We start from the raw sequence: 23,790 nt of genomic DNA, 5'->3' as shown, positions 1-23,790 counted from the left end.
TACATTCTAAAAAGAATCATTCTAAATAATTTATGGTTTTATGCGTAATTTGCATCTATGGAAGCTATACAAAAACAATATCAAGGTTGCATTGCAACACCAGCACTTTGGCATGACAGCACTGTAAATAACTTAATTCAGTTTGATTTACCTAGTAATCATAAAACAAAATTTGACTCTAGAATTGACTCTAATATACGCTTAGGAAAACGTGTAGAGCAATTTATATTTAACTATTTAAATTCACAATCGGAGACCAAGGTATTGGCTAAAAACCTTCAAATTCAAAATAATAAAATAACTCTTGGAGAATTAGATTGTATAGTCCAACAAAACGATACTATTACACATTTAGAGGTTATTTACAAATTCTATTTGTACGATAACACCGTAGGAGATACTGAACTTGACCACTGGATAGGTCCAAATCGAAAAGACAGTCTTATTGAAAAATTGAATAAGTTACAACACAAACAACTGCCCTTACTCTACAAACCCGAAACCCAGTTGGTGTTAAATACCTTACACATTAGTACAAAAAACATAATGCAGCAAGTGTGTTTTAAAGCACAACTATTTTTGCCTTTTGGCATGTCTGAATTAGAACAAGCAAACGGAATTAATCCGCAATGCATTGTTGGATTTTATTTACATTTTGATACTTTGCACCATTTAAAAGATTGCAAGTTTTATATTCCTACTAAAGTCAATTGGCTGTGCGACATAGAAATACAAGTCCCTTGGTTAACTTTCGAAAACTTTAAGGTAGAAATTACGCCACTCATTCAAAATAAAACAGCGCCACTATGCTGGGTGAAATTCCCTAATGGCACCACTAAAAAATGTTTTGTGGTTTGGTGGCACTAAACTTTAGCGTGCAATAACCCATCTTTTAAATTGTATAGTGTATTAGCTAATTGTTGCGTTTTTAATAGCTGTATGGCTTGCGCCGAACGCTTTCCGGATTGGCAGTATACCAAAATCGGTTTTGGGGTGTTAATTTCTTTAAAACGTTGTTCTAATTCTGATAATGGTATGTGATGACTTTCTAAATGAAATTGTTTCCGTTCGCTATCGGTACGTACATCCAAAACAAAGAATTCATCTTTCTTGCTCAGGTAATCTTCAAAGGTTAATTCTTCAAAATTTAAAGCCGAATTACAATAGATTACTGTTTCTGAAAGTGATGCAATCTGCGACTGTTCCGTTTTTTCGTAACCCACGATATGCTGATTCATATTTAAGGCATCAAAAATTAAAAGTTTCCCACTTAACACGTTACCAATACCACAAATAATTTTTATGACTTCATTGGCTTGAAACGTACCAATTATTCCTGGTAAAACTCCCAAAACACCTGCGTCTTCACAATTTAAAGCGAGCGTATTCGGTTTCGGAAATAAACATCTGTAAGTTGGTCCAGAATGAAAATTATAAACAGAAACCTGACCTTCAAATTTGAAGATAGACCCAAAAACAACCGGTTTTCCAGATAACACTGCGGCATCGTTTATTAAATATCGCGTACTAAAATTATCGGTGCCATCAACTATAATATCGTAGTGTTTAAATAGTTCAATAGCATTTTCTGTGGATAATCTATCAGTGTAACCTTTAAATACAATAAACGGATTTAATGCCTGAAGCCTTTTTATAACGCAAGATACTTTTGACTGTCCAATATCCGCTTGCGTGTATAAAATTTGACGCTGTAAATTGGTTTGATCTACCACATCGTGATCGATAATACCAATAGTGCCCACACCTGCTGCTGTTAGATATTGCAACACTGGGCAGCCCAAACCTCCGGCACCTACAACCAACACTTTGGCTGCTTTTAATTTTTCTTGCCCTGCTTCCCCTATTGCATCGAGGGTTAAATGGCGTTTATATTGATTGCGTTCTTCGGAATTTAACATGCTATAAAAATACGTTATTGCCAATTATTTTCCCAATCTTTCCAAACCACTTCCAAGCCGTTTTGTTTTAACATATCAGTAATAACTTCTGTTGAACGTTCGTCAGAAATCTCGAATTGCTCTAAAGATTGCTGTTCAACAACATAACCACCTGGATTGGTTTTTGATTCGGCACTTATGGACGTGATGCCCAAATTGACAATATGATTTCTGAAAATTTCACTTTCGCGTGTCGACATCGACAATTCGACATCTTCGTCTAATAATCTAAAAGCACAAATAAGTTGCACTAAGTCCCGATCGGTCATTTCAACTTTTGGTTCCAATCCACCAGAAAATGGTCGTAATCGCGGAAACGATAACGAATATTTGGTTTTCCAATAGGTTTTTTGAAGGTATTTTAAATGTAAGGCCGTAAAAAAGCTATCGGCACGCCAGTCTTCTAAACCGTATAAACTACCTAAACCTATTTTATGAATACCCGCTTTTCCCAAACGATCGGGAGTATCTAAACGATAATCGAAATTCGATTTTTTACCTTTTGGATGGTGTTTTTTGTATTCGGCTTTATGATAGGTTTCCTGATACACAAGCACGGCGTACAATCCGTTTTCAATTAAAAGCTCATATTCTTCTTGATCCAACGGTTGTACTTCAATAGTGATATTTGCAAACTGATTGCGAATTAACTGAATGGCATTTTTCAAATACGACACGCCAACGGTACGATTAGCTTCACCAGTAACCAATAAAATATGGTTATAACCTTTCGATTTTAGATAAGCGACTTCTTTTAGGATTTCGGCATCCGTGAGTGTTCTACGCGGAATTTTATTGGTCATACTAAATCCGCAGTACGTGCAAATATTTTGGCACTCGTTACTCAAATACATAGGTGCATACATTTGTATGGTATTCCCAAAGCGTTTTTTAGTAATACTGCTACTTAAACGCGCCATATCTTCCAAAAACGGTGTCGCAGCTGGAGAAATTAAAGCTTTAAAATCTTCTAAATTACGTTGATTTTTTTGTAATGCATTTTGAACATCTTGAGTGGTTTTTGCATAAATACTCGCGAGCGTCTCATCCCAATCGTAACCTTCGAAAACCGTTTTAAAATGACTCATAAATTATAAATTTAAAAAACTAGTTAGCGGACTACTCGCTTCGGCCTGCTGCTTAACAGGTGCTAATTTTGCTTGGTATGCCATGCGGCCAGCCCCAACAGCCAATTTGAATGCTTTGCCCATTGCAATCGGGTTTTGAGAGACCGCAATGGCTGTATTCACCAACACAGCATCGGCACCCAATTCCATGGCGTGAGCGGCATGCGACGGACTTCCAATACCGGCATCAACAATTACCGGTACATTACTTTGCGCAATAATAATCTCTAAAAACTCTAAAGTTTTTAAGCCTTTGTTACTGCCAATTGGCGCTCCTAAAGGCATAACGCATTGCACACCAACATCCTCCAAACGCTTGCATAAAACAGGATCGGCATGAATATAAGGCATCACCACAAAACCTTCTTTCACCAAAATTTCGGCTGCTTTTAAGGTTTCGATAGGATCTGGCAATAAATATTTAGGGTCGGGGTGAATTTCTAATTTTACCCAATTGGTATTTAGTGCTTCACGAGATAATTGTGCGGCAAATACCGCTTCTTCAGCTGTGCGAACACCTGATGTGTTTGGCAGTAAATGAATAGTCTCATGGTTTAAGTGCGATAAGATATCATCTTCTTTTTCAGTTACATTTACGCGTTTTAAAGCCACGGTTACCAATTCGCTTTCCGAAGCTAAAATCGCCTCTTTCATCAATGCCGACGAACTGAATTTTCCTGTTCCTGTAAACAGTCGGCTTTTAAATGTTTTATCAGCTATAGTTAAAAAATCGTTTGTCATGTTCTTGTGTTTTTAACGCGTGTACCGCGCTTTAGTTTACTGTTTGGGGGGGGTGTTAAATGATTGCTTTATTTCTGAAATGCAATTAAAGTCCTCGATAATAGTACCAGACATCGCTACACCGTAAATACGCGTTTTTAAAAGTTCTGGAAGATCTTCGGTTGTAATGCCGCCAATAGCAATAACTGGCATTGGTTTTGAAATGTTTTTAAGAATGAATTGATAGCCTTCCAATCCTAAAATCGGACTTAAATTAGACTTGGTTTCTGTAAATCGAAACGGTCCTAAACCAATATAATCGACCTGTTTTTCAATTAAATTCTGACAATCTGCTAAGGTATTTGCAGTACCGCCTATTATGAAATCGGAACCTAAAATAGCACGTACGGTTTCTGGACAAGCATCGTTTTTTCCTAAATGAACACCGTCGGCTTTAACCGCTTGAACGATTTGAAAATGATCGTTAATAATCAATTTGGCTTGATAGGAATTGGTTATTGTTCGCGCTTGCTCTGCTGTTTTCAAGAGCGTTTCGTCATCAAAATTCTTCATGCGCAACTGCACCCAATCGGCACCGCAAGCACAGGCTTGTTTAATTTGTGTGATATGTTGTTCAGAGGTGCTCCCTTGTGTTATAAAATGAAGTTTACTAATCATACGTTTTGGTAATTATGCGTTCCTAAGGCCGTTGTATTCGACATTAAAAACTGTTTGGTATATTGTTTTGCGGTCCGACAAGCGTCTTCAATTTGAAGCCCTTTTGCAAGATTTGATGCTAAGGATGCCGATAACACACAGCCACTGCCGTGTTTCTCGGTGATTTTGTTTGAATCTGCCTGCAGAGCCAAATATTCGGTTTGATTATAAAATATTTCATCTAAACCCAATTGCTCACTGCGATGTCCGCCCTTAAAATAGATATTTGTTTTTGTTCTGATATTTTCAATAGTTTCATTCACGGACTTACCTGGATAAAACGCTTTAATTTCATTGTAATTTGGAGTTATAAAATAGCAAGTTTCTAATATGTCCAGCAAGTTTTCGGTGTTACAACCTGAATGAAAATCGTAACCAGAACTGGCATGTAAAACCGGATCTAAAACAATCTTAATTTCAGAATTGCAGGCTTTCAAAACGCTTATAATTGAAGCTAAAACCGTCCACGATTGAACGATACCAATTTTAACGACTTCAATTTTAAAACGTTCAAAAAGCGTTGTAACCTGATTCAAAATAACTTTTTCCCCCATCCATATACAGTCTTTTAATGCTACATCATTTTGAACCGTAACCGCCGTACAAACCGACAAACCGTATAAATTATGCGCCTCAAAGGTTTTAATATCCGAAGTCAGTCCCGCACCGCTACTAGGGTCGAAACCAGCAATGGTTAAGATGTACGTTTTATTTTGCATGATTTTATTATTTTATCCTTTCTCATTTAACAATGAAAAACAGTGATTCAATTCAATCAAACTTGTTATGTTTGGTAAAATCATTTAAACACTTTAAAAATTCAATAATTGGCCGAAAATTGCATCTCTTTATACACTAAAAGTGGATTTCTCATTTGCCAGACACTCCCTAAAACAGCAGCGCCAGCATAGCCTAATGCATTCACTTTTGAAACATTATCCTTATGTATGCCGCCTAATGCGATAATCGATTTATCAATACCTGTTACATCAAATTGTTTACCTTGATAATCTGATTTTGATATCGATGTAAACACCGGACTTAAAAACTGGTAATCAAATTCAAAATCGCAGTGTTTTAACGTTTCAACATCATGAAAAGATGTGCTGATGGTTTTGCTCATCATATTTAAACCCTTAAAATAGCCTGTTCCCTGCTCCAAATTATTAATCCGATTGGGTTCAGAAAAATGAATGCCTTTTAAATCATATTCATTAATCAATTCGTGATAATCGTGAATGACAATCCGATTATGAAATTCAATCGCAATGCCATTTAAAAAAGCTTCATAATTCTTCAAATCATAGCTTGGTTTTCTTAAATGAAAACATTCTAAACCTGCTTGAAACAACTGGTTTACAATTTTGGTTTCATTTTGAATATCATTTTCAGAAGCTATGACTATTAGCATGGTTGTTAGTTGTTGGGATTTTAATTATATTTTTTTTCGCCAAACTGTAGCTTTGTTATTGTTGGTTCTAACTAAAAGATTCCTCCTCTGTCGGAATGACAATCCATTTGTCATACAGAACAAGGGACGCAGTGAAGCATCTTTTTGAATAGCTAAATCAGTAACCAAAGATTCTTTCTTAAATCGAATGACAACTTTAAACGAGTTGGCAGTCTTCAATATTCAGTCAAGCCAACAACCAGCAACTATCAACCAAAACCTACAAATAAACTTCGCTACCTTTATCCTTAAATTCCTTCGATTTTTCCGCCATACCTTTTTCAAAAACTTCATCGTTTTTAATTTCGTTTACGGCAGCAAAATCGCGTACTTCCTGAGAAATTTTCATCGAGCAGAATTTTGGTCCGCACATGGAGCAGAAATGCGCAATTTTAGCACCTTCGGCAGGTAAGGTTTCATCGTGATATTCGCGAGCTAATTCTGGATCTAATGCTAAATTAAACTGATCTTCCCAACGGAATTCAAATCGTGCTTTACTCAAGGCATCATCGCGGTGTTGCGCGCCTGGGTGACCTTTCGCTAAATCGGCGGCATGCGCTGCTAATTTATAAGTCACTACACCTGTGCGTACATCGTCTTTATTTGGTAATCCCAAGTGTTCTTTAGGCGTTACATAACACAACATGGCACAGCCAAACCAACCAATCATGGCGGCTCCAATACCTGAGGTAATATGATCGTATCCCGGTGCAATATCCGTCGTTAAAGGCCCTAAGGTGTAGAATGGTGCTTCCTCGCAAGCTTCCAACTGTTTATCCATATTGGCCTTTATCATGTGCATTGGCACGTGCCCTGGTCCTTCAATAAAGGTTTGCACATCGTGTTTCCAGGCTATTTTTGTCAATTCGCCTAAAGTTTCTAATTCGGCAAATTGCGCTTCATCATTAGCATCGGCGATACAGCCCGGACGCAAACCATCCCCTAAAGAGAAAGCCACATCGTAAGCTTTCATTATTTCGCAAATCTCTTCAAAATGCGTGTATAAGAAACTTTCTTTATGATGTGCCAAACACCATTTCGCCATGATAGAACCACCACGCGACACAATTCCCGTAATACGTTTTGCAGTCATCGGTACATAACGTAAACGTACGCCGGCATGAATGGTAAAATAATCGACACCTTGCTCGGCTTGTTCAATCAAAGTATCTCTAAAAATTTCCCAAGTTAAATCTTCGGCTTTACCGTTTACCTTTTCTAATGCCTGATAAATAGGCACGGTCCCGATTGGCACTGGTGAGTTTCTAATAATCCACTCGCGGGTTTCGTGAATGTTTTCGCCAGTTGACAAATCCATGATATTATCGGCGCCCCAACGGCAAGCCCAAACCGCCTTTTCTACTTCTTCTTCGATACTTGAAGTGGTTGCTGAGTTTCCGATATTAGCATTAATTTTCACCAAGAAATTTCGACCAATAATCATCGGTTCGCTTTCTGGATGATTAATATTTGATGGCAATACCGCACGACCGCGTGCAATTTCTTCACGTACAAATTCGGCTGTTATTTTTTTTGGAATCGAAGCCCCGAAATCTTGCCCGCCATGCTGTTCGGATAAACGAATGGCTTCTTCTATTTTCTGATTTTCACGAATGGCAACATATTCCATTTCTGGTGTAATAATGCCTTGCTTTGCATAATGCATTTGCGACACATTACGACCTCCTTTAGCTCGTAATGGCTTTCTAACGTCTGTAAATCGTAAATGATCCAGGTCTTGATTATTTAATCGCTCGTTACAATAGGTCGACGAAAAAGCATCTAATTGTTCCACATCGCCACGCTTTAAAACCCAAGGTTCACGAATGCGCTCGATACCTTTATGCACGTTAATTTCCTTTTCAGGATCGGTGTACGGCCCCGAGGTATCGTACACGGTTACCGGCTGATTTGGTGTGCGTTCTTTGGTCATCGAATCTACCGTGTCGCTCAAAGTTATTTCGCGCATGGCTACCTGCAATTCAGGAAACAATGTGCCTTGAACATACACTTTTTTAGAGTTCGGAAACGGTTTTGTGGTAACACCCTGCTTTGGTGCGGTGTCTTTCTTTTTCATAGTAATACATCGTTTTTCAGGGTGTAATTCACCCTGTATTTTTGTTAATTTGTTAATGCGATATGATATTATAAACGCAATTATAAACGTAGAAAAACCGACTTAGCCACCTTGTGTTGCGGTAATTACTAAAACCTGATCGTTTTGCTCCAATCCAGTTTCAGACCATTGCGATTTAGGAATCACCCGATTATTAATGGCCACAGCCATACCCGTGGAATTTTGATGCAAATTGCTCATTAAAGTTGCTAAAGTACTTTGTTTAGCTACTTGGGTTTCGGAATCGTTTACGTGTATAGATATCATCATCTTCATTTAGATATTTTACCATAAACTTTTTAAGGATTAACCGCTAAAGATGATTAACGATTATCGAGATATTTTGAAAAGACTTAACTTTTTCCTCCGGCTGTATCAACAGCTTCAGGTTCCAAGGATATTTCTCAAACTACAATGTAGTTACTCCTAAAGTTTATTTTATTGTTACAAAGCTAAATGATTTTTTAGCAGAGAAGCAAATAAATTCTAAAGAAATTGAAAACATTTTATTTGTAATGTACTTCTAGTTAAATGATAATTGATAGTTGACAATGGAGAATTGATAATTTAAAATCTCAAAAACTAAATTCTATTAGGAGTACTTTTAAAGCAGAAAGCAAAATACCTACTTAATAAAACGCACTTTTCTAATTTCTATTTATTATAAATAATAATGTTTATAACTAACTATAACTTCTTTGTCAGGTCGAGCGCAGTCGAGACCTTTTCATTGGTCTCAGGCGTTAGTTGAAGCTATGTACTTTTAGTGCAAGACTTTCAGTTTCTATAAATATTTTTGCGCCACTAACGCACGAATATTTGACATAGTTTTTATAAAAATATTTGTGTATTTGTGGCTAAAACAAACACAAATAATCGGACTTTCAGTCTGCTTTCAAACCTATGGACTTCTAGTCTATGGTGGTTTAGTTAAAGTATAAATTTAAAAGACTTCTCGACTCCACTCGAAGTGACAAATTTCAAATCCCAAACCCCAACAACTATCAACCATCAACAAATAATAAATAATAAATGATAATACAATCTGTTTCTCTTAATTTTGCATTCCGAAATTACAGTTTATGCCACTACCCGATTTTAAAGAGAAATTACATCCTACACTTAAAACATATTTTGGTTACGATGCCTTTCGTCCGCAACAGCAAGCCATAATCGAGCACGTTTTAGAAGGTAACGATACGCTGGTAATTATGCCTACGGGCGGTGGTAAATCGATGTGTTTTCAGGTGCCTGCATTAATTTTTGAAGGGGTAACTTTGGTCATTTCGCCCTTAATTGCTTTAATGAAAGATCAGGTTGATGGTTTACGAGCAAACGGTATTTCAGCCAATTATTTTAACAGTAGCCAAACTGTAGAAGAACAGCATCGTATTTTAGAACAAGTTGCTAAACGCGAAATTAAATTGCTTTATGTAGCCCCCGAAAGTTTGGCTGGCCTATCCAATATTTTAAACGAAAGATACATCAGTTGTATCGCTATAGACGAAGCGCATTGTATCTCATCCTGGGGGCACGATTTTAGGCCTTCGTACCAGCAACTCGGGTTTTTAAAACGCTCGATTCCTAATATTCCAATTATCGCTTTAACCGCAACAGCCGACAAAGCCACGCGGCAGGATATTATGGAGCAATTAAATATTCCACATGCCAAACAGTTTATTTCGTCTTTCGACAGAAAAAATATTACACTGGAAGTGCGTTCAGGCAGCGAAAAAGTGAAACAGATAATCAGTTTCATTAAAAAACACCCCAATCAATCGGGCATTATTTATTGTTTAAGCAGAAAAAACACCGAGCAACTCGCTAAAAAATTAAATAGTAATGGCATTGAAGCCACTGCTTATCACGCCGGACTTAATTTTAACGAACGAAATAAAGTTCAGGAAGATTTTGTTTACGACAATACGCAAGTGGTTTGTGCCACGGTGGCCTTTGGAATGGGTATCGATAAATCGAATGTACGCTGGGTAATTCATCATAATATGCCGAAAAATATTGAAGGCTATTATCAGGAAATTGGTCGTGCTGGCCGTGACGGACTCGATGCCCACGCACTTTTGTTTCATAGTTATGCTGATGTTATTCAATTGCGTCGTTTTGCTTTAGGTGCGGCTAACGAAGATGTACAAATTGCCAAACTGGAACGCATGAAACAGTTCAGTGAAGCCACCACTTGTCGCCGAAAAATATTACTTGGTTATTTTGGCGAACTGCTGGAAGAAAATTGCGGCAATTGCGATGTATGTAAAAATCCGCCACAAATTTTTGACGGCACCATCATTGCTCAAAAAATACTATCTGCCGTATATCGTTTAAAACAAGAGGAAGCCATCGGCATGGTGCTGGATGTTCTGCGTGGGTCACAAAATGCAGCGGTTTTAGAGAAAGGTTATCAAACTTTAAAAACCTTTGGTATTGGTAAAGATATTGCTTGGAAGGACTGGCAACATTTTGCAATTCAGCTCATCAATCAGGGCTATTGCGAAATCGCGTTTCATAAAAATAATGCCTTGCAACTTACAGAATTTTCTAAAAATGTCTTGTTCAATGGCGCAAAAGTTCCTTTAACAAAACCTGTTCATGTAAATGAACCTAAAATTGCAGAAAAAGCGCCATCCAGAAAAACAAAACGTACAAAAACAAAAACCGAAGACAGCTTGTTTGAACGTTTACGTAAACTGCGTTATAACATTGCCAAAGAAGAAGACATTCCTGCCTATTTAATTTTTAGCGATAAAACGCTAATCGAAATGGAGCGTGTACGCCCCATGAGCCTAATGGAATTAATGGACGTAAGCGGGGTTGGACAGCACAAAGCCGAAGTTTATGGCGACGAGTTTATTGCTGAAATTTTAAACTTCATGGGCGCCAAACTCAAAAAAGAGAAAAAGAAAGCTACCCATTTGGTTACTTACGATTTGTATAAAAAAGGCTTGTCGGTTGAAGAAATTGCCATGCAACGAAAACTAAAAGATACGACCGTTTATTCGCATATTGCCAAATTACACAGCGATGGCAAAAACATCAATATTTACGATTTTGTATCGAAATCTGAAGTCGCAGCAGTACAAAAAGCACAGCAGGAATTAGACAATCCAACAGCTTTAAAGCCCTATTTTGATTATTTTGAAGAACAAATCGATTATTTTAAAATCAGATTGGCTTTAAGTGTTATCGATTCAAAAAAATAATTAATAGTTATACATGCTACTTAACTCATATTTCATAAGTCTTTCTTAAATTAGTTGCGCTATATAATCGTTTTTCATGAATATAACCAAATTTTCACTTTCGCTTTTGTGCTATTTAAGCTGTTCAATGGCTTGCATTTACGCCCAAAGCGACAGCATTTCTATTCAAAAAAAAGATTCGATTAAGCAACCCAAAATCAATATAGAATATACTAATAAGGGTTTTGCCTTTAATACAAGTGACGAAAAATTTCTACTTCATATAGAATCGCGATTACAATTTCGTTTTGCAACACCCAGCGATCAAAATCCCGTTACTTACGACGAAGTTTACTCTAAAAATGAAACTGTTTTTAAAATAAACAGAGCACGTTTAAAAGTAGGCGGACACGCTTTTCAACCGTGGTTACAATACTATTGGGAGTACGAATTATCGCAAAGTAATTTATTGGATTTCAGAGTGATGGTTGAAAAATTACCTTTTCTAAAACTAAAAGTAGGTCAATGGAAAACCTATTACAACCGCGAGCGTGTAATTTCTTCAGGGAAACAACAAATGGTAGACCGCTCTATTTTAACCCGTCCGTTTACCCTTGACCGACAGCAGGGTGTTGAATTTTTTGGTCGCATTTCTGCCAACAAATACGCCGATTTCAACTATAATTTATCTGTTTTAACAGGTATGGGGCGTGGTGCTACAGAAAACGACGATAGCAATTTAATGTATGTTGGGCGCTTGCAGTATAACCTGTTTGGCAGAGCTTTAGATTTTACAGGTTCCGATCTGGAGTTTCACGATAAATTTACAGGGTTAATAGCTGTAGCTGCAGCAACAAACCGAAGCCCTTACACCCGATTTTCGCAATCTGGCGGCGGACAATTGACTGGTTTTGAAGACGGCATAGATGGCCAATACCGTATAGAGCAACATTTATTGGAAACGGCGTTTATGTATCGTGGATTGTCGTGGCAAAACGAATTTCATTACAAAGAAATATTCGACCACGTGCAACAGCAAACCACGACTCTAAAAGGTGCTTATTTTCAAGCTGGATACTTTTTTAATAGCATATGGCCTAGCTTCCCAAAACCTTTAGAAGTATCTGGGCGCTATACCTATTACATTCCCGACACGCATTTGTCTGGAAACACAGAAGAGGAATTTGGGATAGCCATCAATTGGTTTTTTAACGGTCATCGAAACAAACTGACTTCAGAATTTACTTATTTCAATTTTCAAGAACAAAATGAAGATTTATCTAACGGATTGCGTTTTAGAGTGCAATGGGATATTTCATTTTAAGACAAAAATAGATGTTGATGTTTTCTTACAGAAACTGTATTTTTGAAAAAAACAAACTTACTATGACTAACTTAAATCAGATTTTAAGCATTTTCTTTTTTGCTATTATCACCTCGTGTTTTGCTCAAGAAATTAAATTTAACAATCCGCTAGCCGAAAAACGCGCCGATCCTTGGGTTTATAAAACCGAAGATGGCACGTATTTTTTAATCGCAACCGTACCAGAATACGATAAAATAGTTATCCGAAAGGCAAAAACGATTAATGGCCTAAAAACGGCTACCGAGAAAGTGGTTTGGACCAAGCACAAATCTGGCAATATGAGCCACCACATCTGGGCACCAGAATTACATAAAATTGATGGTACATGGTATATTTATTTTGCTGCTAGTAAAGCCGAAGATGAATGGAATATCAGAATGTGGGTGCTTTCAAACGATGCAAAAGATCCTATGGATGGTACTTGGACAGAAGCAGGTCAAATTAAAACCCAACACGATTCGTTTTCTTTAGACGCTACAGTGTTTAACCACAAAGGGAAGAATTATATGATTTGGGCTCAAAACGTTTCAGACAAAGACCACAGCACCTCTTTGGTGTTATCAGAAATGAAAAATCCAACAACGCTTATTGGTTCAGAAGTTGTGTTAACAAGTCCTGATTTTAGTTGGGAACGCCAAAAATATAATGTAAATGAAGGGCCAGCGGTCATCAAAAAAAACGGAAAAATATTTGTGAGTTATTCTGCCAGCGCGACCAATCATAAGTATTGTTTAGGTTTACTTTGGATAGATGAAAGTGATAATATTCTAGATGCCAAAAATTGGCATAAATCGCCAGGTTCGGTTTTCTATACCAATGCAGATGTAAAACGTTATGGCCCAGGACATAATTCGTTTACCACTTCCGAAGACGGAAAAACCGATATTATGATTTATCACGCTCGCGATTATAAAGAGATTCAAGGTCACGAATTATCCGACCCCAACCGTGCTACACGTGCCAGAGTTTTACAATGGACGAATGATGGTTTTCCTGATTTCATGCAGTTTGAAGCGGATTAAGACAGTTTTCGCTTTAAAAACACATCAATAGTTACGTGTATTATTGATAGCTTATTTGTTTATATAAGAGTTTGTTTAGAACTGAAAATTCTATAAATACACAAATATATCTACCAAGTTATTTTATTCGTGTATTTGTGGCTAAAATATGTGTTGTCACCATAGTTTATTTGGTATAACTTCGTTAATAACTCCTAATAAATCGGTTTTAAAAATTCATCTTAAAATCCTTATTTTGCAACTCTTTTTCTAAACAAAACACATGAAAGTCTGTATTGCCGAAAAACCAAGTGTTGCCCGCGAAATCGCTGCCGTATTAGGTGCTAACACCAAGCGCGACGGTTATTTTGAAGGAAATGGCTATGCCGTAACCTACACTTTCGGACATTTATGTACTTTGTTTGAACCCAACGATTATAAACCGCACTGGAAAAGCTGGGACTTAAATAATTTGCCTATGCTTCCGGAAAAGTTTAAAACGAAAGTAACGGCCGATTCGGGTATCCAGAAACAGTTTAAAATTGTTAAAAGTCTTTTCGATCAAGCCGACGTAGTTATAAACTGTGGGGATGCCGGCCAAGAAGGAGAACTCATTCAGCGTTGGGTTTTAGATCAGGCCAATTATAAAGGAGAAGTGCAACGTTTATGGATTTCGTCATTAACAACCGAGGCGATTAAAGAAGGATTCGACGATTTAAAATCCTCGAAACAATACGACAATTTGTATTATGCCGGATTTTCCAGAGCGATTGGTGACTGGCTTTTGGGCATGAATGCGACAAGATTGTACACATTAAAACACGGTGGTTACAAACAGGTTTTGTCCATTGGTCGCGTGCAAACCCCTACTCTGGCTATGGTTGTTAATCGGTTTAAGGAGATTGAAGATTTTAAGCCACAACCCTATTGGGAATTGCAAACCTTGTATCGCGATACGTTGTTTAGCTACGAAGAAGGGCGTTTTCTTAAAATGGAAGATGGCGAGATTTTGGCCAATAAAGTAAAAGAAGACGATTTTGAAATTGTTTCCATCACCAAAAAGAAAGGAACCGAATACGCGCCCAAACTATTCGATTTAACTGGACTTCAGGTGCATTGTAATACGAAGTTTGGCTTTTCGGCAGACGAAACTTTAAAAATCGTTCAGAAATTATACGAACAAAAAGTAGTCACCTACCCGAGAGTTGACACCACCTTTTTACCAAACGATATTTATCCTAAAGTACCTGGTATACTTCAAAAGTTAAGCAACTATTCTGAGCTTACACAACCGTTATTAGTAAAGAAAATAAAAAAATCGTCTAAAGTTTTTAACGATAAAAAAGTAACCGATCACCACGCGATTATCCCAACAGGAATTCAAATCAACCTACAGTACAATCAGCAATTGGTGTACGACAGTATTGTAAGACGCTTCATTGCCGTATTTTACGACGATTGTTCGGTGTCTAACACCACGGTTATTGGCAAAGCTGCTGAGGTGAATTTTAAAACCACAGGTAAGGAAATCCTAAAAAAAGGCTGGCGTGTCGTGTTCGAAAATCCTGAAAAGGAAAAGAAAGAAACAGGCATTTTACCCAATTTTGAAAAAGGTGAAAAAGGCCCACACGAGCCTTCGTTTTTAGAAAAGCAAACCAAGCCCCCCAAGCAATATACCGAAGCGTCGCTTTTACGTGCTATGGAAACCGCAGGAAAACAGGTGGACGACGACGATTTACGCGAACTGATGAAAGAAAACGGTATTGGCCGTCCGTCTACGCGTGCCAATATTATTGAAACCTTATTCCGGAGAAAATATATTGTCCGAAATAAAAAACAAATATTACCCACAACTACGGGAATCCAGCTGATTGATATTATTCAGAATGAATTATTAAAATCGGCTGAATTAACAGGTTTATGGGAAAAGCAATTAAAAGACATCGAAAAAGGCGCATACAATGCAGGCACATTCATTAATAACATGAAACGCATGGTAGACCAATTGGTTTACGAGGTGCGTAGCGAAACCCAACGCGCTAACATATCGCATGCAGCTGCAACTCAAAAAAAACAAGCCAAAGCCGAAGCTAAAAAAGAAGCTGGTATTTTAGCTGAAACTTGTCCGAAATGCAAACAAGGACACTTAATACAAGGCAAATCGGCTTATGGCTGTTCGGCATTTAAATCGGGGTGCGGTTTTGTGTTGCCGTTTAAATTTATGGACAAAAAAATATCCGAAAAACAATACATCCGCTTGCTGCAAAAAGGGTCGACGGTTAATTTAAAAGGTTTTAATTCCGACACCGGAAAAGTAGAAGGTTTACTTCGATTTGATGATGATTTCAATTTGGTTCTAGAACCTAAATTCGAGAAGCCAGCCGAACAAAAAAAAGCCACAGAAACTGAAAATCCAGATGTTTTAAAATGCCCAAAATGTCATGAAGGCACGGTAGTAAAAGGCAAAACTGCTTACGGTTGTAGTCGTTTTAAATCGGGTTGCGATTTTATGGTAAGCTTCGATACGGTTAGAACTGAAGCTAAAGACCAAAAGTTAACCAAAGAATTGGTTTTTAACATTTTAAAAGCATCTGTTTAATTTTAACTTTAAATCAGAAAATTAAATTTTCTTTGTCAGATCGAGCTTGCCTAACGGACAGTCAGGCGCAGTCGAGACCTTTAAAAGTTCGCGACACAAAGGATTTCGACTGCGCTCAATCTGACAACTGCCAATTTATTAATAGCATTAAATCTTAATCAATTATACAACGAAATCACCTTTTTAATACCATGCATAAACACTTTAAAATTTATAAACCCTACGGGTATTTGAGTCAGTTTGTTAACAACGGACAAAAACAGCATCGTAAAAAACTACTGGGTGAACTCGGTGATTTTCCCGAAGGGATTATGTCGATTGGGCGCTTGGATGAAAAATCGGAAGGCTTGCTGTTATTAACAACGGACGGCAAAACAAGCGATTTAATTAATAGTTCTAAAGTCGATAAAGAATATTACGCGCAAGTTGATGGCGACATTAGCGAAACCGCCATCAAACAATTACAAGATGGCGTAGAAATTGGACTGCATGGCAAAAAATACATTACAAAACCTTGTACCGTTTTTAAGCTTGACACGCCACCAAATTTACCAGAACGCAGGAAAAAACTAAGAGACGACAGGCACGGCCCAACGTCGTGGGTGTCGCTTACCTTAAACGAAGGCAAATTTAGACAAGTTCGAAAAATGACTTCGGCTGTTGGGTTTCCTACTTTACGTTTGGTACGCGTGCGTGTGGGGACTATTTTTTTAGACGATTTACAACCTGGGGATAGTTTGAAGGTTTTGGATATTGAATCGGTGTTGAATGTGCCTTAAGGCATGTGCAGTATTTTATTCTTTAGCAACCTCAATGGATTTTTCCAAAACTTTATCTCGTCCACCTCTCAATCCGTTTATTGTTGGTTTTATTTCTATATCAATTTTAACTCCTTTTCTTTGAGTTTCTGTTCCATTTGGGTAAAGAATTCCATTGCCAGAAATAGCAGTTTTATAACCTCCAATATATTCAAAAACAACAACATCTCCATCGGTACCTGCTGTTTGGTTTCCAACAGTAATTACATTGTCTGCAGTTTGAAAAGCCATCGCCGTAAATTCAGACCTGCTAAATGATTCTTCGTTTACTATTAAAATAATCTTTCCTTTAAACGCTTTCTTACTACTACTTGTCTGCAAATTATCTTTAAAAGTAAATCTTGAAGGATAATTCACGTTAGGACTATAAATTTTACTAAAATCTCGTTTTTCAGAATTTGTGAAGCGTGTAAAATATTTATAGATGAAGGCAGGATAATTTCTCAAATCAATTATAATGCTTTTTTTGTTCTCAAAAGATTTGAAAATATCTGAAACATCTTCTAGTTTAACACTTCCCATATTTATATAACCTATTTCTTCTGTAATAGATTTAGATTTAACCCTATTAGGATTGTTGAAATAGTTGAAATCATTAAAGTCGTATCTATTTACCCTGATTTGTTGGATTTCTCCATCTCTTTCAATTGATAGGATTACTGTGTTTTCTGTACCTCTAAATATTTTATTATAAGCATCTATAATTTTGATATTTGTATTAGAACCTGCAACATATTTTAGATTTTTATCCATTTCTGTTTTTACATCCAAATCATTAATCTTTAAAATGATGTCTCCTAACTTTAAGTTGTTGAGTTTGGCAATTGAATCATTGTAAAAACCAGAAATAACTGCCTTATTTTCTATATTCGAGATTTTAACAGGAAGACATTTAGTCTTCTCTTTAGAAAAACTTATCCAAGCGTGACTGTCATCCAATTTTGCAACAAGCTCTTTTACTGTTGATTGATATTCGCCTTTATTTGATGCGTTTCTAATCTTTGGAATCATTTCTTTTAATACTGAATCCCAATTTTGGTCTGTAAGATATTTATAAGGATAAAAATATTCTATGACATTCCAATATTTAAAAAGTCCCAATAATCTATATGCTTCGTTGGGATAATCAAAATTATTGTAGTTGGGCTCGTTTGTTATTTTTATTGTACCAACAGGTTCATTTGAAGCGTAAAAATTCTCTCCTTGATTTCTGTTCTTTTCAATAAATTTAAGTTTTGATGACAATTCGTTGCTAAAAATTGTTGAATCTTGAGTCCAAGACAAGTCAAAATTTTTATCGAAATACTCTTCCTTGAAATCACATTTTTTACACTTATCAATTTCCCCTAAACTCTCAATCCAATTGATATAAACTTGGGATAAAGACTTCTTATCTGTAGATTTTAGAACTTCTGGAAATTGTTTAATAAACTCTTTATCCCAATCAAACTTTCCTTTTGCGACCTCTGGATGATAATATTTTAAGAATCCATAAAGCTTTCCAAGAGAGACTAATTTTTCAGTTTCAGAAAGGGTCTGTTGGGCAGTCAGATAATTGTAACTGAAACACGTCAAAAATATTAGTAGGATTGTTTTTCTCATATTGTTGCCAACGCAGGAGTAAGCACTATTTCGTTTTGTCTTTTTATTTCACATAAAAATAGAAAAAAACTTACAACAAGTTTAACAATAACAGTTGTTACAAATAGAATCTAGAGTTTGTATAGAAATTATTGCCAGTAATGAAGGTTTAAACTTAAACCCCCAAACGTTCTAAAACCTCTTTTTTAAAGGTTTCGCCAATAGGAATACGCATATCGTCATGCAAAACAATCTTAGTTTTTTGTAATGCTTTAATCGCATTAATATTAACTATAAATGACTTATGCACACGCATAAACTGATTGTTTTGTGGTAGTTTTTCTAACATGTCCTTAAAGCTCGATAAGGTAATAATGGCTTTATTGGTATCGGCGACATGAATTTTAATATAGTCTTTCAGTCCCTGAATATACGTTATTGTATCGGTTTTAATTTTTATGTTTTCGTATTCCGATTTCACAAAAATAAAGTCGTTTTCGGGTTTAGGCAAAGTTCCTAAAGCAACGGGTATGCCGCTTGCAGATTGTAAATGTTCCAATTCGTATTTTTCTTTTGCACGTGAAACTGCTTTTATAAAACGATGAAACGGAATGGGTTTCACCAAATAATCGGTTGCGTTTAAATTGAATCCGTCTAAAGCGTATTGCGGATAAGCTGTAGTGAATATAAACTGAGGTAAATTTTCGATTGATTTTACCAAATCGATACCGTTTAAATTAGGCATTTCAATATCTAAAAACACCAAATCTACTTTATGTTTATTGAGTAAGGTTATGGCTTCTAACGGATTTGTACATGTCGCCACAATATCGATACCGCCTAATTGCTTGAGGTACGATTCTACAACATCTATCGCTAAAGGTTCATCGTCTATAATAATACATTTCATACCGCTAACTTTAAATCTAAAATAACCATAAACCGATTGTCTGCTTCCTGTATTTCCAAACTGTGCTGGTCTGGATATAGCAATTGTAAACGCTCTTTAGTATTTTGCAACCCAATACCAGAATTAGCAGGATCGTTCTTTTTGTTTCCTATTAAATTTACGCAATTAAAATGAAGGTTGTTTTGATTGACAGTAATTTCAATTTTAACTAGGGTATTCCCCTTGTAATCGGTGCCGTATTTAAACGCATTTTCAATAAATGAAATTAACAACAAAGGCCTTATTTTTTGTTGTGCCACATCGCCCCTAACATTCAAAGTTACATTTTGATTGTTTGCTATGCGTAAACGCTGCAGTTTTAAATAATTTTGAACGTATTCCAGCTCATCTTTAAGCATCACAAAATCACTATCGGCTTGGTACAACATATAACGCATAAGCTCCGACAAGGTAATAACGGCTTCTGGAGCTTCGTTAGATTTTTTACTGGTTAAAGAATAAATACTATTTAAAGAATTGAAGAGAAAATGCGGACTTAATTGATTTTTTAAAAAATGTAGTTCGGCGTTCGATTTTTGATTTTCAATTTCTTTTTGAAGTTTGGTGTTTTTATCCCATTCCAAATACATTTTAATGGCTGTACCAATAACTACTAAAATTAAATTGAAAAATATGGGAAACCCCAATCTAAACCTCAAATTATTAGGCCCCTTAAAATCTCTTGGAGGCGGAAAATCTTTAGGTTTTGGCAAATGGTTTGCAAAATCGGGTTTTGGTAAAATAATTTCCGTAAATGTAACCGACAGCGCCAACAACACAAAAACAGCTACAAAATAAAGGATGTGCTTTTTTTTAAGTAAAAACTGAGGCACTAAAAACAAATAATTGATATAAAACGCAACAATACCTGTGGCTAAAAAACCTAAAAATGGCAATGGTAATTTCCCGGTATTAAAATACACTTGAAGAAAAAACACGCTAAAAAACACAGCCCAAATTACAACTTGTACCAGCGTTTCTTTTTTCCAGCTTTCGTTATTTTTTATCATTATGGCCATATACAGTTTATTGCTAATGTACACATTTTAGAGCGATATGCTTTTGCTCTAACTCTGTTTTGGTAATTCTGGGATTTTCCTTGTTTTCTAGTTTTTCAACCACCAACTGCGCAATACGTTTCGCATCATTTGCATCACAAAACGCCATTTGCGCTTCAACGGAAGGAATAGCATCCTGCTTAATTAACAGTTTATCATCCTTCGAAATGGAATAGCCATACCCAGAATTCACAGTATAAATATCTATACTAAAACCAGATGCAGACTGTTGGTTTAGAAACAATGCTATTACACCTACTAACAGACATACCAATAAAACTTTATAGAACTTATTTTTCATAACACTTTTTATAAAACCCAAGGCCTACTACTTGCCTTGGGTTTAAAACAGAATTAAACTAAATAACAGTTAAAAAACTAAACTAACTAAACTGTAATTGTTTTTATTAAGGTATAGCCATCATCAATATTTCCGAGTAAACTATCGGCCATATTGCCATCTAAGCTATCAGAGAAAACGTTATCATTTTCGTTGGATGTATCGGCTTCACCATTATAAAAAGTTGTATTATACACTGTATTACATACCGCTTCTGGAAAAGCGATTTGCGTAACAACTAGCGATTGTTCATCAATATTTAAAATTTCTATATGTATGTGCGGCGCCCTACCACGATACCATCCAGGAAAAATACTAATAAAAGATACTTGTCCGTTGTCATCGGTTAATTGTCTTCCTCGCAGAAAATTTTTATTACTATAATCGACATTTTGCATATTAGAACCTCCGTACTGAGAATAATTTCCTTCGGAATCGCAATGCCATAAATCTACATATACTCCTGACAAAGGATTACAACTATCTGCATCTACCTTTTGATTTACCGTTATATTGATTAGTAAAGCTACACCATTCCTGTCGGAAATAATATTGGCTTTCACTAAACTTGAAGGTGTAATTATAGGAAAAGGCCCAGCAGTTTCTTCAGGAGAAAGTGTACAACTCCCATCTGTTTGATCGTTACTTGCTGTTTTATCATCAGAATCCGAACAAGACGTTATTACAGGTACACCAACAACCATAGTACCCAAACCTAGCAAACTGTTTTTTAAAAATTTTTTACGTTCCATGAGACAATCATTTAATAATTAATCTTCGTCGTCATATGCTTCTTGAGGGAATAATTCGTAATTATCGTCTAAATACAAACTTCCACTTCTACCGAGCAATACAAAAGCTCTGCTACCATTAGAAAAAGCAATGGCATCTTGTCTGGATGTCGCTTCTAAACTGGTAATATTTTCCCAAGAATCTGTTCCCGGATTATACTCCCAAGTACTACTGGTAACCCCGCCATTATAGCCAGAAACAATATAACCTAACCCATTTAAACTAAACCCTACAGCATTAGAGCGTGCAATGGTATAATCATCATCTTCATCTAGATCGTTAAGCTTTGTAAAGACTTCTGTAGCTGGATTAAACTCCCAGAAATCGGTTTTATATAAGCCATTGCTTACGCCTGTTCCTAAATACACACGGTCGTTTATAGTAAAGCTGGTTGCAAAACGGCGTTTATCGCCACCAAAACCAACCAATTCGGACCACTCGTTGGTTGTTGGGTTGTATTTATAAAAATCTTTTCGATCGTTATCGCCATCGTAACCCGTGCCGATATACCCCATGTTATTTGCAGCAAACCCCACAGCAGAACGTCTGGCATCTCCTGATAAATCAGCTTTTTGAGTCCAAGTATTCGCACTGGCATTGTATTGCCAAAAGTCTTTAAGCTCTTCCTCGCCATCATAACCAACACCTATATACCCGAAGTTATTAATAGCAAATCCGGATGCTGCACTTCTAGGCGTACCAGGAAAATCGGCTTTTTGCACCCAATAATCGCCTTCTATATTGTATTCCCAAAAGTCGTTTAAATAATCGTCGCCATCGTACCCCGTTCCCATATAACCTTTATCGCCAATAACAAAACCCGCAATATTACTTCTGGGCACACCATCGAAAACCGAACGTACTTTCCAGTTCCCGCGATCCTCATCATCATCGCTCGAACAATTATAAAAACTTAATGCAAGCGCACATAATACCAATAGTTTTTTAGAATGTTTTATCATAAGTCATTTATTTATTTTTTGTATTCATTTTAAAAGTTAATCCTGCCGAGATAAAAGGCTGATCTGTAATGTTAAAGTTGTAGACAGCAGAATCAGACGCATCTAGTAATTGATATTTTGTATTGAACATATAGCCTGCTTTCAGGTTGATGGCCCAATTATGATCTAAACCATATTGGTAAGTAAAATGCGCGTTAAGACTTGATAGAGCTGCTGAATTATTATAATAATCGGAAACATTATAATAGCCTCCTTCTTGCTCCAGATTTACAAATAGTGCATGTTTTTGATTGAATTTATAGTGGACTTGACTTTCAGGGAACCCCACATAAAACGCAACATGATCGTTTAATGCTTTATAAAACTTAAACACAGGTGTCCATTCTGGCTGCCCAAAAACAACATTATAAGACACTCCAAAAGCAACATAAGCATCCTGCCAGCTTTTTTTAGCATAAAAATCGCCTGTAACCAGTACATCATCTTTAGAAATGGCATCTATAAAATTAGAGTATAAGCCAGCTTTCAATATCGCTCCAAGTCCCCAAGAATCTGTAACATAATAATCGACTTGTATGCCATAACTGAAATTGTAAAACCTATTTAAAGATTCTGCTACAAAAGGAGTATTAGTGTTGTAATTTATATTTAAAACACTGTAAGCAATGCCATTAGTTATTTTAAATTTAGAGTGCTCTAACGTGTAATTTACATCTAAATTCAAATCGTAAAAATCGATATCCTTACCATAAGGTGCCAAACGATATTGCATTGCGCCATCTACAGTATGCGTTTGGCAAAACATTCTATTACCGACAAAAAAAATAAGTATGTAAACGAGTTTTTTAGGCATGTGTTTTTAAATATTGCCCAAACCTACTTACTTAGTGCGCCGCTGTAAAATAAACTAGATAGATAAGTAAAATCCCTATACGAACCAGATTGCTTTTTCGACAAAAGCCTTAAGAACGTATTATATATTAAAAAACGGGTTTCAGATAGATAATATCCCTGTTGGTCTAACTCTTTTTATGCTCTTTTTTTA

General features: G+C 36.3%; 21 protein-coding genes and 1 riboswitch. Of the genes, 6 read left to right on the top strand and 15 right to left on the bottom strand.

Annotation, left to right across the window (positions count from 1 at the left end):
- Positions 1-57: 57 nt before the first annotated feature.
- The gene (locus ACR9EA_RS08335; RefSeq protein WP_435139578.1) at positions 58-867 is read left to right on the top strand and encodes a DUF1853 family protein; all 810 of its coding nucleotides are present in this window, start codon (positions 58-60) and stop codon (positions 865-867) included.
- Here the strand turns inward: ACR9EA_RS08335 and moeB are convergent.
- From moeB to thiS, 8 genes are all read right to left on the bottom strand, one after another.
- The gene (gene moeB, locus ACR9EA_RS08330) at positions 864-1,919 is read right to left on the bottom strand and encodes a molybdopterin-synthase adenylyltransferase MoeB (RefSeq protein WP_435139576.1); all 1,056 of its coding nucleotides are present in this window, start codon (positions 1,917-1,919) and stop codon (positions 864-866) included. The genes ACR9EA_RS08335 and moeB overlap by 4 nt on opposite strands.
- 14 nt (positions 1,920-1,933) lie before the next feature.
- The gene (gene thiH, locus ACR9EA_RS08325; protein WP_435139574.1) at positions 1,934-3,046 is read right to left on the bottom strand and encodes a 2-iminoacetate synthase ThiH; all 1,113 of its coding nucleotides are present in this window, start codon (positions 3,044-3,046) and stop codon (positions 1,934-1,936) included.
- Positions 3,047-3,049: 3 nt separating this feature from the next.
- A complete protein-coding gene (locus ACR9EA_RS08320; RefSeq protein WP_435139572.1) occupies positions 3,050-3,826 on the bottom strand; it encodes a thiazole synthase in 777 nt (258 codons plus the stop codon).
- A gap of 36 nt (positions 3,827-3,862) precedes the next feature.
- On the bottom strand, positions 3,863-4,483 hold the full coding sequence (gene thiE / locus ACR9EA_RS08315; RefSeq protein WP_435139570.1) for a thiamine phosphate synthase: 621 nt from the start codon (positions 4,481-4,483) through the stop codon (positions 3,863-3,865).
- Entirely contained in the window at positions 4,480-5,241 is a 762-nt protein-coding gene (locus ACR9EA_RS08310; protein WP_435139568.1) for a hydroxymethylpyrimidine/phosphomethylpyrimidine kinase, read from the bottom strand. Before ACR9EA_RS08310 ends, thiE begins: the two co-directional genes overlap by 4 nt.
- A 101-nt stretch (positions 5,242-5,342) precedes the next feature.
- Positions 5,343-5,933, bottom strand: coding sequence for a thiamine phosphate synthase (locus ACR9EA_RS08305; protein WP_435139566.1), 591 nt, complete (start codon positions 5,931-5,933; stop codon positions 5,343-5,345).
- Between the two features lie 259 nt (positions 5,934-6,192).
- A complete protein-coding gene (thiC, locus tag ACR9EA_RS08300; RefSeq protein WP_435139564.1) occupies positions 6,193-8,049 on the bottom strand; it encodes a phosphomethylpyrimidine synthase ThiC in 1,857 nt (618 codons plus the stop codon).
- A gap of 102 nt (positions 8,050-8,151) precedes the next feature.
- Positions 8,152-8,358 (bottom strand): sulfur carrier protein ThiS, encoded by a 207-nt coding sequence (gene thiS / locus ACR9EA_RS08295; protein ID WP_435139562.1) that lies wholly within the window; start codon positions 8,356-8,358, stop codon positions 8,152-8,154.
- A 74-nt stretch (positions 8,359-8,432) separates the two neighbouring features.
- A riboswitch (TPP riboswitch) is annotated at positions 8,433-8,526 on the bottom strand.
- Positions 8,527-9,170: 644 nt separating this feature from the next.
- Between thiS and recQ the strand changes: the two genes are divergently transcribed.
- From recQ to ACR9EA_RS08270, 5 genes are all read left to right on the top strand, one after another.
- Complete coding sequence (recQ, locus tag ACR9EA_RS08290; protein WP_435139560.1) at positions 9,171-11,300, top strand: DNA helicase RecQ; 2,130 nt, start codon at positions 9,171-9,173, stop codon at positions 11,298-11,300.
- Positions 11,301-11,427: 127 nt separating this feature from the next.
- Complete coding sequence (locus ACR9EA_RS08285) at positions 11,428-12,603, top strand: porin (RefSeq protein WP_435139558.1); 1,176 nt, start codon at positions 11,428-11,430, stop codon at positions 12,601-12,603.
- Between the two features lie 62 nt (positions 12,604-12,665).
- Positions 12,666-13,667 (top strand): glycoside hydrolase family 43 protein, encoded by a 1,002-nt coding sequence (locus ACR9EA_RS08280; RefSeq protein WP_435139556.1) that lies wholly within the window; start codon positions 12,666-12,668, stop codon positions 13,665-13,667.
- Between the two features lie 262 nt (positions 13,668-13,929).
- Positions 13,930-16,245 carry a DNA topoisomerase 3 gene (locus ACR9EA_RS08275; RefSeq protein WP_435139554.1) on the top strand — a complete coding sequence of 772 codons (2,316 nt, stop codon included), beginning with the start codon at positions 13,930-13,932 and terminating at the stop codon, positions 16,243-16,245.
- A gap of 191 nt (positions 16,246-16,436) precedes the next feature.
- A complete protein-coding gene (locus tag ACR9EA_RS08270; protein ID WP_435139552.1) occupies positions 16,437-17,024 on the top strand; it encodes a pseudouridine synthase in 588 nt (195 codons plus the stop codon).
- 15 nt (positions 17,025-17,039) lie between these two features.
- Here the strand turns inward: ACR9EA_RS08270 and ACR9EA_RS08265 are convergent, their stop codons facing one another.
- The 7 genes from ACR9EA_RS08265 to ACR9EA_RS08235 all read right to left on the bottom strand — a co-directional run bounded on the left by ACR9EA_RS08265 (position 17,040) and on the right by ACR9EA_RS08235 (position 23,598).
- Positions 17,040-18,665: a S41 family peptidase gene (locus ACR9EA_RS08265; RefSeq protein ID WP_435139550.1), complete on the bottom strand. Its 1,626-nt coding sequence runs from the start codon at positions 18,663-18,665 to the stop codon at positions 17,040-17,042.
- Between the two features lie 154 nt (positions 18,666-18,819).
- Entirely contained in the window at positions 18,820-19,554 is a 735-nt protein-coding gene (locus tag ACR9EA_RS08260) for a LytR/AlgR family response regulator transcription factor (RefSeq protein ID WP_435139548.1), read from the bottom strand.
- A complete protein-coding gene (locus ACR9EA_RS08255) occupies positions 19,551-20,603 on the bottom strand; it encodes a sensor histidine kinase (RefSeq protein ID WP_435139546.1) in 1,053 nt (350 codons plus the stop codon). The genes ACR9EA_RS08260 and ACR9EA_RS08255 overlap by 4 nt, the downstream gene beginning before the upstream one ends.
- 22 nt (positions 20,604-20,625) lie before the next feature.
- Entirely contained in the window at positions 20,626-20,952 is a 327-nt protein-coding gene (locus ACR9EA_RS08250; protein WP_435139544.1) for a DUF4907 domain-containing protein, read from the bottom strand.
- 86 nt (positions 20,953-21,038) lie between these two features.
- Complete coding sequence (locus tag ACR9EA_RS08245) at positions 21,039-21,743, bottom strand: intradiol ring-cleavage dioxygenase (RefSeq protein WP_435139542.1); 705 nt, start codon at positions 21,741-21,743, stop codon at positions 21,039-21,041.
- Positions 21,744-21,761: 18 nt separating this feature from the next.
- Positions 21,762-22,745: a Kelch repeat-containing protein gene (locus ACR9EA_RS08240; protein WP_435139540.1), complete on the bottom strand. Its 984-nt coding sequence runs from the start codon at positions 22,743-22,745 to the stop codon at positions 21,762-21,764.
- A gap of 7 nt (positions 22,746-22,752) precedes the next feature.
- Positions 22,753-23,598: a DUF6268 family outer membrane beta-barrel protein gene (locus ACR9EA_RS08235; RefSeq protein ID WP_435139538.1), complete on the bottom strand. Its 846-nt coding sequence runs from the start codon at positions 23,596-23,598 to the stop codon at positions 22,753-22,755.
- Positions 23,599-23,790: the final 192 nt, after the last annotated feature.

This window comes from Formosa sp. A9, from assembly GCF_051200825.1.
GTDB lineage: Bacteria > Bacteroidota > Bacteroidia > Flavobacteriales > Flavobacteriaceae > Formosa.
The sequence above is the reverse complement of the archived record's forward strand: the minus strand, read 5'-3'. Positions and strand labels throughout refer to the sequence as shown.

What these genes read in the sequence shown, in the direction of transcription:
- ACR9EA_RS08260 (WP_435139548.1), bottom strand. Translation starts at nt 19,554, where the DNA reads ATGAAATGTATTATTATAGACGATGAACCTTTAGCGATAGATGTTGTA.
- thiH (WP_435139574.1), bottom strand. Translation starts at nt 3,046, where the DNA reads ATGAGTCATTTTAAAACGGTTTTCGAAGGTTACGATTGGGATGAGACG.
- thiC (WP_435139564.1), bottom strand. Translation starts at nt 8,049, where the DNA reads ATGAAAAAGAAAGACACCGCACCAAAGCAGGGTGTTACCACAAAACCG.
- ACR9EA_RS08240 (WP_435139540.1), bottom strand. Translation starts at nt 22,745, where the DNA reads ATGATAAAACATTCTAAAAAACTATTGGTATTATGTGCGCTTGCATTA.
- ACR9EA_RS08245 (WP_435139542.1), bottom strand. Translation starts at nt 21,743, where the DNA reads ATGGAACGTAAAAAATTTTTAAAAAACAGTTTGCTAGGTTTGGGTACT.
- ACR9EA_RS08285 (WP_435139558.1), top strand. Translation starts at nt 11,428, where the DNA reads ATGGCTTGCATTTACGCCCAAAGCGACAGCATTTCTATTCAAAAAAAA.
- recQ (WP_435139560.1), top strand. Translation starts at nt 9,171, where the DNA reads ATGCCACTACCCGATTTTAAAGAGAAATTACATCCTACACTTAAAACA.
- ACR9EA_RS08255 (WP_435139546.1), bottom strand. Translation starts at nt 20,603, where the DNA reads ATGATAAAAAATAACGAAAGCTGGAAAAAAGAAACGCTGGTACAAGTT.
- ACR9EA_RS08310 (WP_435139568.1), bottom strand. Translation starts at nt 5,241, where the DNA reads ATGCAAAATAAAACGTACATCTTAACCATTGCTGGTTTCGACCCTAGT.
- ACR9EA_RS08235 (WP_435139538.1), bottom strand. Translation starts at nt 23,598, where the DNA reads ATGCCTAAAAAACTCGTTTACATACTTATTTTTTTTGTCGGTAATAGA.
- ACR9EA_RS08305 (WP_435139566.1), bottom strand. Translation starts at nt 5,933, where the DNA reads ATGCTAATAGTCATAGCTTCTGAAAATGATATTCAAAATGAAACCAAA.
- ACR9EA_RS08265 (WP_435139550.1), bottom strand. Translation starts at nt 18,665, where the DNA reads ATGAGAAAAACAATCCTACTAATATTTTTGACGTGTTTCAGTTACAAT.
- ACR9EA_RS08270 (WP_435139552.1), top strand. Translation starts at nt 16,437, where the DNA reads ATGCATAAACACTTTAAAATTTATAAACCCTACGGGTATTTGAGTCAG.
- ACR9EA_RS08250 (WP_435139544.1), bottom strand. Translation starts at nt 20,952, where the DNA reads ATGAAAAATAAGTTCTATAAAGTTTTATTGGTATGTCTGTTAGTAGGT.
- thiE (WP_435139570.1), bottom strand. Translation starts at nt 4,483, where the DNA reads ATGATTAGTAAACTTCATTTTATAACACAAGGGAGCACCTCTGAACAA.
- ACR9EA_RS08320 (WP_435139572.1), bottom strand. Translation starts at nt 3,826, where the DNA reads ATGACAAACGATTTTTTAACTATAGCTGATAAAACATTTAAAAGCCGA.
- thiS (WP_435139562.1), bottom strand. Translation starts at nt 8,358, where the DNA reads ATGATGATATCTATACACGTAAACGATTCCGAAACCCAAGTAGCTAAA.
- ACR9EA_RS08275 (WP_435139554.1), top strand. Translation starts at nt 13,930, where the DNA reads ATGAAAGTCTGTATTGCCGAAAAACCAAGTGTTGCCCGCGAAATCGCT.
- moeB (WP_435139576.1), bottom strand. Translation starts at nt 1,919, where the DNA reads ATGTTAAATTCCGAAGAACGCAATCAATATAAACGCCATTTAACCCTC.
- ACR9EA_RS08335 (WP_435139578.1), top strand. Translation starts at nt 58, where the DNA reads ATGGAAGCTATACAAAAACAATATCAAGGTTGCATTGCAACACCAGCA.
- ACR9EA_RS08280 (WP_435139556.1), top strand. Translation starts at nt 12,666, where the DNA reads ATGACTAACTTAAATCAGATTTTAAGCATTTTCTTTTTTGCTATTATC.